Annotated in this window: 15 protein-coding genes; 4 read left to right on the forward strand and 11 right to left on the reverse strand. The window is 33.4% G+C overall.

Annotation, left to right across the window (positions count from 1 at the left end; genetic code table 11):
* On the reverse strand, positions 1-271 hold a 271-nt coding region (locus AABM59_RS04985; RefSeq protein ID WP_338407923.1), incomplete at its 3' end, for an N-acetyltransferase.
* 28 nt (positions 272-299) lie between these two features.
* Positions 300-1,016 (reverse strand): pirin family protein, encoded by a 717-nt coding sequence (locus tag AABM59_RS04990; RefSeq protein WP_338407876.1) that lies wholly within the window; start codon positions 1,014-1,016, stop codon positions 300-302.
* Between the two features lie 117 nt (positions 1,017-1,133).
* Between AABM59_RS04990 and AABM59_RS04995 the strand changes: the two genes are divergently transcribed.
* A complete protein-coding gene (locus tag AABM59_RS04995) occupies positions 1,134-1,790 on the forward strand; it encodes an alpha/beta hydrolase (RefSeq protein WP_338407877.1) in 657 nt (218 codons plus the stop codon).
* A 47-nt stretch (positions 1,791-1,837) separates the two neighbouring features.
* On the opposite strand, the gene AABM59_RS05000 is transcribed toward AABM59_RS04995, so the two are convergent.
* On the reverse strand, positions 1,838-2,353 hold the full coding sequence (locus AABM59_RS05000) for a DUF2892 domain-containing protein (RefSeq protein ID WP_338407878.1): 516 nt from the start codon (positions 2,351-2,353) through the stop codon (positions 1,838-1,840).
* 163 nt (positions 2,354-2,516) lie between these two features.
* Between AABM59_RS05000 and rpmH the strand changes: the two genes are divergently transcribed.
* A complete protein-coding gene (gene rpmH, locus AABM59_RS05005; RefSeq protein WP_007136275.1) occupies positions 2,517-2,678 on the forward strand; it encodes a 50S ribosomal protein L34 in 162 nt (53 codons plus the stop codon).
* 154 nt (positions 2,679-2,832) lie between these two features.
* Entirely contained in the window at positions 2,833-5,685 is a 2,853-nt protein-coding gene (gene carB / locus AABM59_RS05010) for a carbamoyl-phosphate synthase large subunit (RefSeq protein WP_338407879.1), read from the forward strand.
* Positions 5,686-5,848: 163 nt separating this feature from the next.
* On the opposite strand, the gene AABM59_RS05015 is transcribed toward carB, so the two are convergent.
* From AABM59_RS05015 to AABM59_RS05045, 7 genes are all read right to left on the reverse strand, one after another.
* Entirely contained in the window at positions 5,849-6,637 is a 789-nt protein-coding gene (locus AABM59_RS05015) for a DUF3050 domain-containing protein (RefSeq protein ID WP_338407880.1), read from the reverse strand.
* Between the two features lie 352 nt (positions 6,638-6,989).
* Positions 6,990-7,886, reverse strand: coding sequence for a flavin reductase family protein (locus AABM59_RS05020; RefSeq protein ID WP_338407881.1), 897 nt, complete (start codon positions 7,884-7,886; stop codon positions 6,990-6,992).
* Positions 7,887-7,987: 101 nt separating this feature from the next.
* Positions 7,988-9,223, reverse strand: coding sequence for a fumarylacetoacetase (fahA, locus tag AABM59_RS05025; protein WP_338407882.1), 1,236 nt, complete (start codon positions 9,221-9,223; stop codon positions 7,988-7,990).
* Positions 9,224-9,294: 71 nt separating this feature from the next.
* Positions 9,295-11,064: an aromatic amino acid hydroxylase gene (locus AABM59_RS05030; protein WP_338407883.1), complete on the reverse strand. Its 1,770-nt coding sequence runs from the start codon at positions 11,062-11,064 to the stop codon at positions 9,295-9,297.
* A gap of 19 nt (positions 11,065-11,083) precedes the next feature.
* A complete protein-coding gene (gene hppD / locus AABM59_RS05035) occupies positions 11,084-12,244 on the reverse strand; it encodes a 4-hydroxyphenylpyruvate dioxygenase (RefSeq protein WP_338407884.1) in 1,161 nt (386 codons plus the stop codon).
* Between the two features lie 17 nt (positions 12,245-12,261).
* Positions 12,262-13,428, reverse strand: coding sequence for a homogentisate 1,2-dioxygenase (locus AABM59_RS05040; RefSeq protein WP_338407885.1), 1,167 nt, complete (start codon positions 13,426-13,428; stop codon positions 12,262-12,264).
* A 17-nt stretch (positions 13,429-13,445) separates the two neighbouring features.
* Positions 13,446-14,699, reverse strand: a complete 1,254-nt coding sequence (locus AABM59_RS05045) for a Glu/Leu/Phe/Val dehydrogenase dimerization domain-containing protein (protein WP_338407886.1) — start codon at positions 14,697-14,699, stop codon at positions 13,446-13,448.
* 171 nt (positions 14,700-14,870) lie between these two features.
* On the opposite strand from AABM59_RS05045, the gene AABM59_RS05050 reads away from it, so the two are divergent.
* Positions 14,871-15,338, forward strand: coding sequence for an Lrp/AsnC family transcriptional regulator (locus tag AABM59_RS05050; RefSeq protein ID WP_338407887.1), 468 nt, complete (start codon positions 14,871-14,873; stop codon positions 15,336-15,338).
* Between the two features lie 157 nt (positions 15,339-15,495).
* Here AABM59_RS05050 and AABM59_RS05055 read toward each other — a convergent pair whose 3' ends face one another.
* Positions 15,496-16,794: a TIGR00341 family protein gene (locus AABM59_RS05055; protein ID WP_338407888.1), complete on the reverse strand. Its 1,299-nt coding sequence runs from the start codon at positions 16,792-16,794 to the stop codon at positions 15,496-15,498.
* Positions 16,795-16,821: the final 27 nt, after the last annotated feature.

Below are 16,821 nucleotides of genomic sequence, written 5' to 3' on the forward strand. Positions count from 1 at the left end.
CCGGAGGAAGTAACTCTTTGTATATCGGATTTTTTTTGAAAAACACCACAATTTTAGGAAGAATGGGAACTACTTTTAGTTTTCTTTCTATGGCAATTGCCATAATATTTTTGAGTAAGTTTGAAATAAAAATCTCATCATCAAATAAATCTGGGACATTAATTTTTGTTAAAAATATTTTTTTCTCCTGAAACGAATATTCAACAGTAACTAATCCTTGTTTAGTTATAGTTTCAAATTGTCTAGCAAAAGCATTGTCTTTGATTTCAATAATGGCTTCGAATTCCATAATAATTTATTTATTTCATTGGTACTTCAACCAATAGTATTTTTGATTTCGAATTCATTTTTATTTCGAACGGATCAAAATTAATTATTCCCAAAGCATCTCTTTCTTTCAAAATTTGATTATCAACTTCAATTTCACCTTCAATCAAAAACAGATAAACACCGTTTTGCGGAATGTTTACTTTGTAAGTGATGGTTGTGTCCTTTTCGAAGATTCCTAAATTAAAAAACGTTTGCTGGTAAACCCATAATGCATTTCCGTCGTTTTTGTCATTTGGAGAAACAATATTTACAAAGGTATTGATTTGATTTTCAATATCAAATGATTTCTGGTCGTATCTCGGCGTTACGTCTTTCTTGTCAGGAAATACCCATAGCTGCAGCGTTTTTGCTTCATCTGTTTGGCTTGCATTCATTTCTGAATGTTGAATTCCGGTTCCAGCGCTCATCACTTGCACTTCGCCAAAACGAATAATACCTTCATTGCCCATACTGTCACGATGTTTCAAGCCTCCTTCTAGTGGAATCGTGATGATTTCCATATTGTCATGCGGGTGAGTTCCAAAACCAGTTCCTCCATCAATTGTATCATCGTTCAAAACTCGTAACATTCCGAATTGTATGCTTTTTGGATTGTAATAATTTCCAAACGAAAATGAAAAATTGGCTTTTAACCAGCCAAAATTAGCTTTGCCTCTCGAATTTGCTTGATAAAGTTGTGTCGTCATAATTTATTTGATAATATAAAGTTGGAATTAAACTTGGTTTCAGTAAAAAAAATTAATTTTATACAAAATTCGTGATAATAAATCGGAATACTGTTGTAAAATAGTTAAAAACCAATTATGAGTAAAATACCAGTTTATTTTATGCCTGGATTAGCGGCAAGTTCTTTAATTTTTGAGCGAATTATACTTCCGGAAGCTATTTTTGAAATGGTTCTTTTAGAATGGGAAATACCTTTAGATAATGAGTCTTTACAAGAATATGCAAAACGAATCACACAAAAGATAACGCATCCGAATCCGGTTTTGATAGGTGTTTCTTTTGGAGGTATCTTGGTTCAAGAAATGTCAAAATTTATCGATGCTAGAAAAATAATTGTCATTTCGAGTGCTAAAAGTAATTTGGAGTTTCCAAGAAGAATGAAAGTAGCCAAAACCACGAAAGCATATAAACTGATTCCTACAAACTTACTCGCTAATGTAGAAAGTTTGGCTCAATTTTCTTTTGGGGCAAAAATAAATCAAAGGCTCCAGATGTATGGAAAATTCCTTCGCGTTAGAGATAAACGCTATTTAGATTGGGCGGTAGAGCAAGTCGTTTTATGGGAAAGAACAGTTGTGGATGAAAGTGTAGTTCATATTCACGGTGATGCCGATGAGGTTTTTCCAATAAAACACATTCAAAATTGTATTGTCGTTAAAAGCGGAACTCACGCAATGATTTTAACTAAATACAAATGGTTGAATGAAAATTTATCTAAAATCATTTTAGAATAAAAATAAAAAAAGGCGATTAGTGCTTGTTCTAATCGCCTTTTTTGAAATTATATTTTCTTCATTTGGTCTTTCATCATCTTGATTTGTTCACCCAGCATATTTTGTTTGTCCAGTTTTTTCGCTTCGTTTAGTAATGTTGTCGCTTCCAGTTTTCTTCTGCGACTCATTGCAACTCCAGCGAGATTTAATTTTGCAACTGCTAAATCCATATCCATTGATAATCCCAATTCGATTGCTTTTTTGAAATATTTTTCGGCTTGATTAATATTTGTTTGCGAAAGCATAATTCCGTGCAAATAATTGAAATACCCTTGTTGTTTTCTAACCAAAGCTGATTCTGGTTTTTTGATGAAAGCCAACCATTTCTTAGCGCCTTCAAAATCTTGTTTTCTTAACTTCAAGAAGGCTAATAAAATAAATTCGTTTTTGAAATAAAGAAAAATAGGAATTGCAGTCAATAAAATCAGGAAGATTCCGTTTCCTGTTTCTCTATCAATAATTTGGTAAATGCCCGCAAATATTAATAGTCCAGCGATAATAAGTTTGATATTTTTATGAAACATAGTGTGTAAATTTATATCAGCAAAGATAGCAAAAGGAATTAAAAAAAAAATTATAAAACCACTTGCCAGAAATAAAAGTCTTTGTATATTTGCACTCGGTTTTAGAACAACAATTATTCAAAACTACAAGACATCGTAAATATATTTTTAAAGATACAAAGCAATGAGCAAAAGAACGTTTCAACCATCGAAAAGAAAAAGAAGAAATAAGCACGGATTTATGGACAGAATGGCTTCTGCGAATGGAAGAAAAGTCCTAGCTCGTCGTAGAGCAAAAGGAAGACACAAATTGACTGTTTCTTGCGAACCAAGACATAAAAAATAATGTTTCTATAAACATCATAAAGGCGTTACTTTTTTAGTACCGCCTTTTTTTATACCTTATCGTTAAAAAAGTTTCAAGTTTAGGATTTAATGTTACAGAATTAACTAAAAATAGGGAACTTTGAGCAAAAATAAAACAACAAACTAACTATATAATGCCAAAAGACAACTCCATAAAATCGGTTTTAATAATAGGTTCGGGTCCAATTGTTATAGGTCAAGCTTGTGAATTTGATTATGCAGGTTCACAATCGGCACGTTCCATTCGTGAAGAAGGAATCGAAGTGATTTTGATTAACTCAAATCCGGCTACTATTATGACTGATCCATCAATGGCGGATCACATTTATTTGCTTCCATTGACCACGAAGTCCATTATTCAAATTCTTAAAGAACATCCTCAAATCGATGCTGTTTTACCAACAATGGGTGGGCAAACGGCACTTAACTTGTGTCTTGAAGCAGATGAAAAAGGAATTTGGGCTGATTTTGGAGTAAAATTAATTGGAGTAGATGTTAATGCCATTAATATCACCGAAGACAGAGAGCAGTTTAAACAATTACTTAAGAAAATTGGAGTGCCTTCTGCACCTGCAGAAATCTGTACTTCTTATCTTCGAGGGAAAGAAATTGCCCAGGAATTTGGTTTTCCTTTAGTAATCCGTCCCTCTTTTACTTTAGGTGGAACGGGAGCGGCGATTGTTTATAAAAAAGAAGATTTTGATGAACTTTTAACTCGCGGTTTAGAAGCTTCGCCTATTCACGAAGTCTTGATTGATAAGGCTTTGATGGGGTGGAAAGAATACGAATTGGAATTGTTGAGAGATAAAAATGATAACGTAGTTATCATTTGTTCTATCGAAAATATGGATCCAATGGGAATTCATACGGGGGATTCTATTACGGTGGCTCCGGCGATGACTTTGTCAGATACGACTTTCCAAAGAATGCGTGATTATGCTATCTTGATGATGCGTAGCATCGGAAATTTTGCTGGAGGTTGCAACGTGCAGTTTGCTGTTTCACCTGACGAAAAAGAAGATATTGTGGCGATTGAAATCAACCCTCGTGTTTCTCGTTCATCGGCTTTAGCATCAAAAGCAACGGGTTATCCTATTGCAAAAATTGCTTCGAAACTAGCTTTGGGCTTTAATCTTGATGAATTGAAAAATCAAATTACCAAATCTACTTCGGCGCTGTTCGAACCGACTTTGGATTATGTAATTGTAAAAATACCACGTTGGAACTTCGATAAATTTGAAGGTGCCGACAGAACTTTAGGACTTCAAATGAAATCCGTGGGTGAAGTAATGGGAATTGGACGCTCGTTTCAAGAAGCCCTACACAAAGCCACGCAATCTTTAGAAATTAAAAGAAATGGGCTAGGAGCTGATGGAAAAGGATATAAAGACTACGAACAAATTATCGATAAACTGACTTTCGCCAGTTGGGATCGAGTTTTTGTAATTTATGATGCTATTGCTTTGGGAATTCCGCTTTCTAGAATTCACGAAATCACCAAGATTGATATGTGGTTCCTGAAACAATATGAGGAATTATACACTTTGGAAAAAGAAATTTCCAATTTCAAGTTGGATACTTTACCCAAAGAATTGCTTTTAGAAGCCAAACAAAAAGGTTTTGCCGACAGACAAATTGCTCATATGTTAAGTTGTTTAGAGAGTCAAATTCATGCTTTACGTATGTCAATGAATATTAATCGTGTGTTTAAATTAGTTGACACCTGTGCCGCAGAATTTAAAGCTTTAACACCTTATTATTACTCGACTTTTGAATCCGAAATAGAAAAAGAAAATGGAGAACGCTACGTTCACAACGAAAGTATTGTAACTCCTAAAAAGAAAATTATTGTTTTAGGTTCTGGTCCAAATAGAATTGGACAAGGAATCGAATTTGATTATTCTTGTGTTCACGGTGTTTTGTCGGCAAAAGAATGTGGTTACGAAACGATAATGATTAACTGTAATCCAGAAACGGTTTCGACTGATTTTGACACTGCTGATAAATTGTATTTTGAACCCGTATTTTGGGAACATATTTACGATATTATCCAACATGAAAAACCGGAAGGTGTTATCGTGCAATTAGGTGGACAAACGGCTTTAAAAATTGCAGAGAAATTAGCTAAACATGGAATTAAGATTATTGGAACGAGCTTCGACGCGCTAGATTTAGCCGAAGATAGAGGTCGTTTCTCTGAACTTTTAACCGATTTAAAAATTCCTTTCCCTCAATTTGGAATTGCTGAAACTGCAGATGAAGCTTCAGCCTTGGCAGACACTTTAGACTTTCCGTTATTGATTCGTCCTTCTTATGTTTTGGGCGGTCAAGGAATGAAAATTGTGATTAATAAACAAGAATTAGAAGAACACGTAATCAATTTATTGAAAACGATTCCAGGAAATAAATTACTTTTAGATCATTATTTAGATGGCGCGATTGAAGCTGAAGCCGATGCAATTTGCGATGGTGAAAACGTGTATATCATAGGAATAATGGAACACATCGAGCCTTGCGGAGTTCACTCTGGCGACAGTAATGCGACTTTACCACCATTTAATTTAGGTGAATTTGTGATGACGCAAATAAAAGATCACACCAAAAAAATTGCCTTGGCTTTGCGAACTGTTGGATTAATAAATATCCAGTTTGCGATAAAAGACGATATTGTTTATATCATTGAAGCCAATCCTAGAGCGTCGCGAACGGTTCCATTTATTGCAAAAGCGTATGGCGAGCCGTATGTAAATTATGCCACGAAAGTAATGTTGGGTCACAATAAAGTGACTGATTTTAAATTTAATCCACAGTTAAAAGGTTACGCTATTAAGCAACCCGTTTTCTCTTTCAGTAAATTCCATAACGTGAACAAAGCATTAGGGCCAGAAATGAAATCGACCGGAGAAAGCATCTTGTTTATTGACGATTTGAAAGACGATCAGTTTTATGAATTGTATTCAAGAAGAAAAATGTATTTGAGCAAATAAGCTTGAGTTTTGTATATTGAAAAAGCCCCTTGATTGGGGCTTTTTTTGTATGATAATTTAATTTCATATTTTTTTTAACGATTTGTATATACAAAATAGAGCGTTTTTATAGACGAACTATCCGTTATACCTAAAGTCTATTTTTAGGAATAAGTGTTATTTTTCATGCCTTTTTATAGGCTAGTTTTTCTTTTTCAATTAAGTCGTTAATTGCATTCCAAAGCGAGATCCTTTTTACTAAAGATTGTTTTGCAACGACCAATGTTTCATTCCATTTTGTCTCATCATTTTCACATAATTCTGAAATCATTTGAAGTGATAGAGGGCCGTGTTCCTCTCCGTCAAGTTGGATGTGGCGTTCTAGATAATAGATTAGTTTATTATAAAGGTTGTTTCCAGAGTCAGCGTTTTTTAGAATTTCGATAAACATATCAGGAATAACATCTTCTCTGCCAAATGTAAACGCAGAAGCAACCAAGTGAGGCTTGTCTATTTCTATAATTGAAAATGAAAATTTTACAAAATCAGATACTCTTTGATCAATGTTAATTTCATTTAATGCGTAATTAACAGATTGGCCAGATTCGATTAATTTTATAAATGTATTGATATCATTTGTATTTGCATTTATCTGAGTCATTGCTTCTAAATACATCTCAAAATGACTTTTAGGCTCGCCTAATTCATTAAGATCACTTTCTTCTCCGTGAACAATTTCATTTATGAATCTGGCTAACGCAGGTTTTTTTGAAGGTGTCCAAGGTATTTGAATATTAGTTAGTTTTACTTGGAGAGCTTTTAGAAGTGACATGAAATCCCAAACAGCAAATACGTGATTCTCCATAAAGGTTTTAATGTCATTTACATTTTTTAAATTTTTATAAAGTTTATGATTTTGCAATTGAACTCTTAATTCTGAGATTTCATTTTCAATGTGTTGTGTTCTATTCATAGTGTTTTTATAGTACTTGTATTTAAGTTTTTTAATCTTTGTGTTTGAAGTAAATTAAGGAAACAGAAAGTTTCGTTTTAGCACTGCAAAGATACAAAACAAACTTTTAATTAAGCTCAAAAAGTGCGGTATCACATAGGTCTTTTTTGCATAAATTTATTTTATAATTTGGACCAGAAATAATATTAAAAAGAGAAAGTATCTTGTTTATTGTTGATTTGAAAGACAATCAGTTTTGTGAATTGTACTCTAGAAGAAAATGGATTTGAGCAAGTAAGTTTGAATTTTATATTTTGAAAAAGCCTCAATTGGTTTTTTTGTAAATTAAAATTTCTCATTTTGTAGATGACAATTACATACAAAACAAGATGCTTAATGCTTCTTCTAAATCAGAATTATTTAAATGTTTTTTTACGATTCGATGCAGTATTTTGTATTGATCTTCTAAATTAGGTGTTTTTAAAGCATCATTAACTTCTTGTATTTTTTTGCATTTTTTAATTGACTCTAGAGAAGGTTTCTCGGCCATATTGCCTAATCTTCCCAAATCATTACCTGTTAATACTTTGCTGTTCCGGGCATGTATTGGCAAAGCATCCACTCCAATTCCCTTACTATAAATGGGTTTTTGGATTTCAAATATTGAATCTTTTCCTGTTCTTGTATACCAATTTCCACCCATGCGTGCTACCAAATCCAGTTTTTCCGTATCCAATTTCCCGTCATTTCCTTTGTATTCGTCTCTAATATGAATGTTTACCACTCTAGAAATAATTAAATTTCCAGCACCGCCTTCGGCACCTAATTCAATAATATCATCTACAATACATTCAAACGAAATTGGAGCTTCGGCAACTCTTGGCGGTGTTATTTTATCGGAAGCAATTGGTGTAAATCCGGATTTTACAAATTCATTTTCCCCTTTACCATACTCGGTGCTCGAAAGCGACATTTGTTCCACCATTGGAAAATTAACAATATTGATAACAACTTCTTTGACTTCTTTTAGGTTCTCGTAAGTGTGCTTTGTAGTGTTGTCTTTTGCTCTTCTTGCAGGTGAAAAAATCAGGATGGGAGGGTTTGCGCTAAATACATTGAAAAAACTGAAAGGACTCAAATTTACATTTCCATTTTTATCTACGGTACTTGCTAATGCAATTGGTCTTGGAGCAACGGCTGTCAATAATATTTGTTGCAACTCTGTTGTCGAAATTGAATTTGGGTCTATTGTTGTGGTTGTTTCTTTCATCTGCCTATATTTATTTGTTTTTCATCTGTCAGATGGAACACCTATATTGATTTCACTTTATGCTTAGGAGATATTGAGGTAGGTGTTTCATTTGAAATTAATTATAATGCGGGTAATAACTGAGATCTGACTTCACCAAAACCAATTCTAATCGCTCCCTTTTCGCAATAGCCTCTCATTATTACGGTGTCGAAATCTTCAATAAAAGTTCTATTTTCGCCGTTTTGTAGCGGTATTGGTTTTTGGCCGCCCCAGCTGAGTTCTAACATTGAGCCATAAGAATTTGGTTCTTTCCCACTTATAGTTCCAGATGCCATTAAATCGCCTATTTTTATATTACAGCCATTACTGGTGTGATGGGATAATTGTTGTGACATATTCCAATACATATATTTAAAATTAGAATGCGACACTATGGTTTCGAAGTTGTCTTTTGGCTGAATGGCTACCTCTAATTTAATATCATAATTTTTTAATCCATTGTACTCCAAATAGGGTAATACTTTTGGTTCTTGTGCTGGTCCTTCGACTTTAAAAGGCTCTAAAGCTTCCATTGTTACCACCCAAGGAGAGATTGAAGACCCAAAGTTTTTTGCCAAAAATGGTCCTAGCGGAACATATTCCCATTTTTGAATATCTCTTGCCGACCAATCGTTAAATAAAACTTGGCCAAAAATATATTTTTCAGCGTTAGCTGTGTTTATTTTTTCTCCTAAATTTGTGTTCTGACCAATAATAAATCCCATTTCTAATTCAAAGTCTATACGAGACGATGCTATAAATACTGGAAAATCCGTATTAGGAGGGAAGACTTGTCCCATAGGTCTGTGAATGTTTTCGCCACTTACTATGATAGAAGAAGCTCTCCCGTGATATCCAACAGGTAGATGTTTCCAATTGGGTAAAAGTGCATTTTCTGGATCGCGAAACATCATACCTACATTCGTTGCATGCTCTATACTTGAATAAAAATCTGTATAATCCCCGATGGAAACAGGCAAATGCATTTGAACACCGCTTTGCAATAAAAATAGGGATTCATTATTTCTAAATATAGAATTTTCGTTACTTAATTCCTTTTGAATAATTTCACGAACTTTTGTTGTTTTTACTTTTCCTAATGCAATAAAGTCATTTAAAAATGTATTTTTTAACGTTCTCTTTTTAATTCCTAATCCCTTAAAGACACCCAGTTTTCGAGCAACGACTAGGTCTAAAATTTGATTACCAATAGCAACACAAACTCTCGGTTTTGTTGAATGAGTGGAATAAATTCCAAAAGGAATATTATATATTGTAAAATCAGATTGATTTGGTATTGAAACCCAAGTTTTCATAAGTTTGTATTTTATTTGTGTTAGAAATTCGTTAAAAGTGATTTTAAACAGGTCTCTTTTTCGGATTCTAATCACATTATTAATTCTTGTTTAGTAACTAATTGCATTCCATCAGAAATCAATTTGTTGTAATTTTTGTCTGATTTCAAGTTTGTTAAATGAGTGTAAACAACTTCTTTTAGAGGGTCGTTAAAAGTATAAACTAACTCGTAAATCTCTAAAGGCAAAAGCCAATCTTTGGAGAATTTATCTTTTAACTCGTTTGTTATTCTGGATAATAATTCGAAATCTACCATTTTATTCTCTCGCATATCTCTTACTTCTTGATAGTACTTGTGCAGGTTTAATTCTGTATCTGAATATTTTATTTTATGGGTTTTAACGGTGGAAACTTTATATAAATCATGATATGATTCTACATCTGCAGGACCCGCATAGGCCGAAATAATTTCTTTCCCAATTGTCATATCGTAAATACCCCATTCTGGTTTAAAGAGAATATTAGTATTGTGGGAAACAGTACAATCTTGGAAAGAAATTAAGATTATTTTCCCTCTTAAGTCTCGTTTTCCTGTGATAATATGGCCTTCAACTTTTACGCCTCCTTCAAATAATAGGGTAGTGCGTTTTCCTTCATAAATACCATAAATTTCCAAATCACGTGGTGACATGTCTTCAATTGCCAAATTAATTCCTTCTAATTTTCCAATGGGACTTCCAAAACCTGCTGCATGATAATCTGTTCCGTGTCCTATTAGTTCTTTGTCTCTTGAAGCTAATGCGCTTTCCCCTTTAGTCTGGATGTAAATGGCTTTCCCCTCGTTACTTATAACATTTGAAAACATTCCAGAGATTTGAATTCCTGTGCTAAGTTCTATAGTGCCTATGTTTTTAGATTGAATCAATTTTTCAACTCCTGAAAGACCTCCTGTTCTTAGAGCCATTTTATTGGCAAATTTCTCCAATACATAACTTAAATATGCAAAATCGGGTGTTACAAAAAGCTGCGGTTGCTGTTTGGTAATGTCAAAACTTACATTTGCAGCGTCTATGGTAAAAGGTAATTTCACGACGCCTTCTTTTAAACACAATTCACTTTCTCCAATGGAAGACAATAATCCTGCCCCATAAATTCTCGGATTTGTTAACTCACCAATTAAGCCATATTCAACCGTCCACCAATGGAGATTTCTAATTTGGGCCATTTCTGACAATTCCCCCATATTATTTTGAATGTCATTTAAAACCTTTAAAGCTTCTTCTATTTCTGGTTTTCCCGTATTTGGATCCTCTTTTAAAATAGATACTTTTCTGACGGCTTCATACAATTCATAATCTTTGGTTGAAGAAATTGCTTTACTGCCAATTTCGCCAAATCGTCTTAAATATTCTGCATATTCTGGATTTGCAATAATTGGAGCATGTCCTGCAGCTTCATGAATAATATCTGGAGCTGGTGTGTAAGCAATATGGTCTATGGTGCGTATATCGGAGGCGATTACTAGAACATTATAAGCTTGGAATTCCATAAACGCATTTGGAGGAATAAACCCGTCTACTGAAACTGCTGCCCAACCAATGTCTTTAAGGATTCTATTCATTCCTTCCATTTCTGGAATTCTGTCGATAGAAATACCTGTTTTGGTAATCCCTTCAAGATAATAACTATGTGCCACTTTTGGTAAATAGTTGGTATTTAATCGCATCACATAACGCCAAACCGCTTGGTTTTGAGCTGTATAAAACTCATAAGGTTGTTTAACAATAAACTTGTGTAAGTGTTTGGGTAATCTTTTTGTTACAGTATTCCAATTCAATTCTTGCCTTTTACCCTTATCCATTTTTAGCCTTTTATAAAATTTATAGCGTGCCTCTATTTTCTTGTTCTCTTTCTATTGCTTCAAATAAAGATTTAAAGTTTCCTACTCCAAAAGATTGAGCTCCTTTTCTTTGTATCACTTCAAAAAATAGGGTTGGGCGATCGACAACTGGCTTTGTAAACAATTGCAACAAATAGCCTTCTTCATCACGATCAATCAATATTCCATGTTCTTTAAGTATTTCTACATTTTCATCTATCTCTCCAACTCGTTCAATTAAATCATCATAATATTCATCGGGAACATATAAAAATTCTACGCCTCGATCTCTCATTGCCGAAACTGTGGCTACAATATTATCAGTGGCTACGGCTATATGCTGAACTCCTGAGCCACCATAAAAATCTAAATATTCTTCAATCTGGGATTTTTTCTTGCCTTTGGCGGGTTCATTTATAGGGAATTTAATTCTGCCATTTCCATTACTCATTACCTTGCTCATTAAAGCGGTATAATCGGTGGAAATATCATCATCTGTAAAAGAAATAATTTGGGCAAAACCCATAATTTCTGCGTAAAATTTACACCAAGTATTCATTTCTCCCCAGCCTACATTGCCTACCATGTGGTCTATAAATTTTAGCCCGATAGCTTCTGGATTGTAATGAGATTCCCATTTTTTATAACCAGGTAAAAACAAGCCATTATAATTTTTTCGTTCCACAAAAATATGAACTGTTTCTCCGTAAGTGTATATTCCGGATCGAATTACACACCCATTTTCGTCAGCTTCTTTTGTAGGCTCCATGAATGGTTTCGCCCCTCTTTTAGTGGTTTCTTCATAGGCTTTTGTGGCATCATCCACCCAAAGTGCTATTACTTTAACACCGTCGCCATGGGTATTAATATGTTCGTTAATTACACCGTCTCTTCCTAGCGGAGTTGTTAAAACAAGCATTATTTTATCTTGTTTTAATACATAAGAGACACGGTCTTTGAGTCCTGTTTCTAAACCGGCATACGCATAGGATTGAAAACCAAAAGCAGTTTTATAAAAGTGGGCACTTTGCTTTGCGTTGCCTACATATAACTCCACATAATCTGTACCTAATAAAGGAAGGAAATCTTCCGCCTCTGAAAACAGTTTTTTAAGTCCGTATTCTGTGTTTTGTAAATCTTTTAAATTTTTAATAGCTGCCATTGACTTGGTTTTTATACTTAATTATTGTTGTCTAGCCATGATTGGTAATAGGTTTCATCGGCAATTTTCATCGCTTCTTCGGTAACCATTAAAGGTTTAAATGTATCTACCATTACGGCTAATTCCAGTGTTTCCTTTTTGCCAATACTTTTTTCCATAGTTCCAGGGTGTGGTCCATGAGGAATGCCAGCAGGATGTAATGTTATTTGCCCTTTATCAACATTATTTCTACTCATAAAATCGCCAGCTACATAGTATAAAACTTCATCAGAATCTATATTGCTGTGATGGTATGGTGCCGGAATAGCATTTGGGTGATAATCATATAATCGTGGGACAAATGAACATATTACAAATGCATTTGTTTCAAAAGTTTGGTGTACTGGCGGTGGTTGATGGATTCTTCCTGTTATTGGTTCAAAATCATGAATAGAAAATTTATACGGAAAATTATATCCATCCCAGCCAACCACGCTAAAAGGATGCGCTGCATAAACATATTCGTGTATCGTATCCTGTTTTTTTACCTTGATTATAAAATCACCTTTTTCATTGTGAGTTTCTAGTTCGGAAGGCGCATGTATATCGCGCTCACAATATGGAGCATGTTCTAAAAGCTGACCAAACCAATTGCGATATCGTTTTGGAGTGTAAACGGGACTTTTAGATTCAACAATAAAGAGTCTGTTGTCTTCTGTGTCAAAATCTATTTGATAAATGATACCTCGAGGAATCACAATATAATCCCCGTATTTAAAATCGATATTCCCTAAATGAGTTCTTAATTTACCGGTGCCTTTATGAACAAAAATAACTTCGTCTGAATCGGTATTTTTATAGAAATAATCTCTCAATGATTTTTTCGGAGCGGCTAAAACAATATAACAATCACTATTTGCTAAAATGATTTTCCTGCTTTCTAAAAAATCATCCGTTGGCGTTATATTAAACCCTTTAAGACTTAAGGATTTCATATTTTTTTCTACTACAATTTTTGGAGAAACATCATACGATTTAAGGATATTCTTAACTTGAGTAGGGCGTTGCGTATGATAAAGTAATGAGGACATGCCATCAAAACCTATAGTGCCAAAAAGCTCTTCATAATAAAAATCTTCTTTCTCGCTTTTAAAAATAGTGTGTTTTTTATTGGGGATATTTCCTAGTTTGTGATAGAATGGCATAATTTTATTTATTTAAATTAAAATTTGGTAATTAGCTTTTCATTCTTATTTTGTAATTTTTGTATCGCTAAATTTAGTGAATTTTCAGTTAAATTAAGACCATTTGAACTTAGTTCGAAGGTTTTTAATAGCGCTCCTTTAATAATATTAGACGTGTCTTCAAATAAAATTTCATCTGTAATTTCGCCGTCATTTTCCATCAAATACGAGAAAACCCTAGCCATTCCACAATTAGCAATAAAATCTGGAATAATGGATACTTTGCTATCTATTTCGGATAAAATAGGTCCCATAAAAATTTCTTTATCATTAAAAGGCACATTGGCGCCACAACTAACAACTTCTAATCCGTTTTTTATCAAAGTGTCCATTTGTGATTTCTCAACCATTCTAGATCCAGCTGCGGGTATAAAAATTTCTGCTCCAACTGACCAAGTATTTTCCATTACTTCTTCATAAGAAAGAAAAGACAATTCCGAATCTAAGGTAGCTTTTTTTGCTAACAAATTTTGTATTTCTTCCAAATTAAATCCTTCGGTATTTACAAAACCACCGTTGTGATTAAGGATTCCAACAACTTTAACGCCATACTTCGCTAAATAAAAACCTGCTGCGGCACCTACATTTCCCCAACCTTGTATAATAGCTTTTTTGCCTTTAATAGTACCTCCCCAAATAGTGTAATAATGTTTAATCGCTTCGGCAACTCCATATCCCGTAATTAAATCTGCAATTTTATAGCCAACTATTCCAGAAGGGATATATTTTTTATCAGTAACTATTTTAGATACTCCGTATTGCAATCGTTCTATTTTGTTTTGGTTTTCTCCTCTTTCAATGTTAAAATAACCATTTACTATACCTTCTTGTGGATGTGCTAATCCAAAGCTCTCAGTAATAGGAATAACTTCGTGCAATTCATCTACATTCAAATCTCCACCAGTTCCATAATAATTTTTTAACAAAGGGAGTATGGCTTTAAACCATCTTTTTAAAACGCCTTGCTTTCTTGGATCTAGTGGATCAAAATTAATACCCGATTTTGCGCCTCCTATTTGAGGACCAGATACCGTAAATTTTATCTCCATAGTTTTTGCTAAGGAGACCACTTCGTCTCGATTTAATCCTTTTCGCATTCTAGTTCCACCTCCAGCGGCACCACCTCTTAATGAATTAATAACAACCCATCCCTTGGCTTCAGTTTCTTTGTCAGTCCATTCAAAAACAATCTCTGGCGAACTACGCTCGAAAATTTCAATTAGGTTATGCATATATTTGTATTTATACTTACAAACAAACTTAAATGAAGAATAATACAATTGGAACATAATTCTTTAAATAATGTTCATAATTGGTGTTTTAATCTTTATAAATCACATTTAATAGAATATTATTCTAATTTAGTTTTGTAAATTTGGGTGAATAATTATTTTACATCAAAAATGAATACACAATTAGATACTATTGATCTTCAAATTCTTGATTTATTACAAGAAGACGGTCGAATCACGATAAAAAAAATATCAGAAATTTTAAAGCTTTCAGCAACACCTATCTTTGAAAGAATTAAAAAATTAGAAAAAAATGGTTTCATAAAAAAATATGTTGCCTTGTTAAACGAACGCAAACTTGGACTGAAACAAGTAATATTTATCAATTTAACTTTAAAAGAACATACCCGAAGTTATTTAGAAAAATTTGTTAAAGAAGTAAAGGAATTTCCGGAGGTAATTGAATGTTATAGAATTACTGGAAACTTTGATTTTTTGATAAAAGTATTGGTAGAAGACATTGAAAGTTACGAGACTTTCATTTTAACAAAACTTTCATTGTTGTCAAATCTGGGCAACGTACAAAGTCATATTGCACTTTCTGAAGCTAAAAACTCTACAAAAATTAAATTAAAATAAATGTTCCGATTGATTTGAAACGACTTATTGCTTGTGCTATTTTAAGCTTTTGGGTCTAATTAGTTTCGAGGATGATTTTTTGCTGGCTCGAGTTATCTTCTACAGACCACTATATCGAGAAAAAGAATATTTTATTAAAAAGCGTCCTCTATACATTTTAGTTTTGCTTATAAATGTCGATTTTGTTTTTCGATAATCTTTGCTGTAACCATAAGGTCAGTTTTTGTTTTGAATCTTCTGTAAGCTCGGTTTTGCTTTTGTAAAGAAGAACGGGAATAGTTTTTAGGCTATCGGTATTTTTATTGAGAGTGTGATTGGAAATGGATAGATTCTCGATTTCCGGAAATATTATTTTAACTTCAGATAACACTGCTTTGGTGTCGTATTGGTCTGCTAATAGTAGTTGTTCTAATGTTGCTATTTTTAAGTCTTTTTCATTTATTCCTATCTTTCCAATATTTATCTCATTCAATATATATTTTTTATAATTGGTTGTATCTTGTCTGATTTGCAATAGGGTTTTGTCATCAGTATAGGTGTTTAGCATTTCGTTGAGTGTCTTAATTTCTTCGGTAGTAAATTTTTTGGTTAAGAAACCAACTGCTAATTTTTTGGGATTGGTATTGAAAGTTATCTTCTTGTAAATAAGAGTATAGCCTCTATTTAAAAATTCATTATTAATAAAAATTTCTATTTTTTGTTCATATTTTTTTTGGTCAATAAGCTTGTAAGCAAAATAAATACTGGGCAACAACAACACTAAAATCAAAGTCGTTATTACATATTTAACTTGCTTATCACGCCTGTCATCTATTTGTTTTGTTGGTGGATATTTCAAATATTTGACTATAAAAAAAGTAGCAATACATATGAAAACACAGTTTATTGTGTATAGAAACATTGCCCCCAGGAAAAACTTATAATTACCTATTGCTAGTCCGTATCCCGCGGTGCATAAAGGAGGCATTAATGCGGTGGCAATGGCAACTCCTGGAATTGGATTTCCTTTTTCGACTCTGGTTATAGCAATAACTCCAACAAGTCCGCCAAAAAGAGCGATTAAAATATCGTAAATATTCGGAGAAGTTCTGGATAATAATTCGGATTGTGTATCCTTAAATGGGCTCAAAACAAAGTAAATGGTTGAGACCAATAAACCTACCAAGGTTGCTACTGCGAGGTTTTTGAGCGCTCTTTTTAGAAGTTCAAAGTCAAATATACCTAAGCTAAATCCGGCACCAATAATTGGCCCCATTAAAGGCGAAATAAGCATAGCGCCAATCACTACGGCAGTCGAATTCATATTCAATCCAATCGAAGCGATTACGATGGCGCAAGCCAAAATCCATAAATTAGAACCCCTGAACGAAATATTGGATTTTACGTTTTCCAATACTTTTTTCTTGTCCTCTTCTCCAGTATGAAGATCTATAAAGTTGACTATTTTTTTTATCATCACATTTAATTGATTTTCTAATTTTAA

This window comes from uncultured Flavobacterium sp., assembly GCF_963925185.1.
In the GTDB taxonomy this organism is placed as follows: Bacteria; Bacteroidota; Bacteroidia; order Flavobacteriales; family Flavobacteriaceae; genus Flavobacterium.

What these genes read in the sequence shown, in the direction of transcription:
- fahA (WP_338407882.1), bottom strand. Translation starts at nt 9,223, where the DNA reads ATGAAAACTTGGGTTTCAATACCAAATCAATCTGATTTTACAATATAT.
- AABM59_RS05040 (WP_338407885.1), bottom strand. Translation starts at nt 13,428, where the DNA reads ATGCCATTCTATCACAAACTAGGAAATATCCCCAATAAAAAACACACT.
- AABM59_RS04995 (WP_338407877.1), top strand. Translation starts at nt 1,134, where the DNA reads ATGAGTAAAATACCAGTTTATTTTATGCCTGGATTAGCGGCAAGTTCT.
- AABM59_RS05015 (WP_338407880.1), bottom strand. Translation starts at nt 6,637, where the DNA reads ATGAATAGAACACAACACATTGAAAATGAAATCTCAGAATTAAGAGTT.
- hppD (WP_338407884.1), bottom strand. Translation starts at nt 12,244, where the DNA reads ATGGCAGCTATTAAAAATTTAAAAGATTTACAAAACACAGAATACGGA.
- rpmH (WP_007136275.1), top strand. Translation starts at nt 2,517, where the DNA reads ATGAGCAAAAGAACGTTTCAACCATCGAAAAGAAAAAGAAGAAATAAG.
- AABM59_RS05020 (WP_338407881.1), bottom strand. Translation starts at nt 7,886, where the DNA reads ATGAAAGAAACAACCACAACAATAGACCCAAATTCAATTTCGACAACA.
- AABM59_RS04990 (WP_338407876.1), bottom strand. Translation starts at nt 1,016, where the DNA reads ATGACGACACAACTTTATCAAGCAAATTCGAGAGGCAAAGCTAATTTT.
- AABM59_RS05000 (WP_338407878.1), bottom strand. Translation starts at nt 2,353, where the DNA reads ATGTTTCATAAAAATATCAAACTTATTATCGCTGGACTATTAATATTT.
- AABM59_RS05030 (WP_338407883.1), bottom strand. Translation starts at nt 11,064, where the DNA reads ATGGATAAGGGTAAAAGGCAAGAATTGAATTGGAATACTGTAACAAAA.
- AABM59_RS05055 (WP_338407888.1), bottom strand. Translation starts at nt 16,794, where the DNA reads ATGATAAAAAAAATAGTCAACTTTATAGATCTTCATACTGGAGAAGAG.
- AABM59_RS05050 (WP_338407887.1), top strand. Translation starts at nt 14,871, where the DNA reads ATGAATACACAATTAGATACTATTGATCTTCAAATTCTTGATTTATTA.
- AABM59_RS05045 (WP_338407886.1), bottom strand. Translation starts at nt 14,699, where the DNA reads ATGCATAACCTAATTGAAATTTTCGAGCGTAGTTCGCCAGAGATTGTT.
- carB (WP_338407879.1), top strand. Translation starts at nt 2,833, where the DNA reads ATGCCAAAAGACAACTCCATAAAATCGGTTTTAATAATAGGTTCGGGT.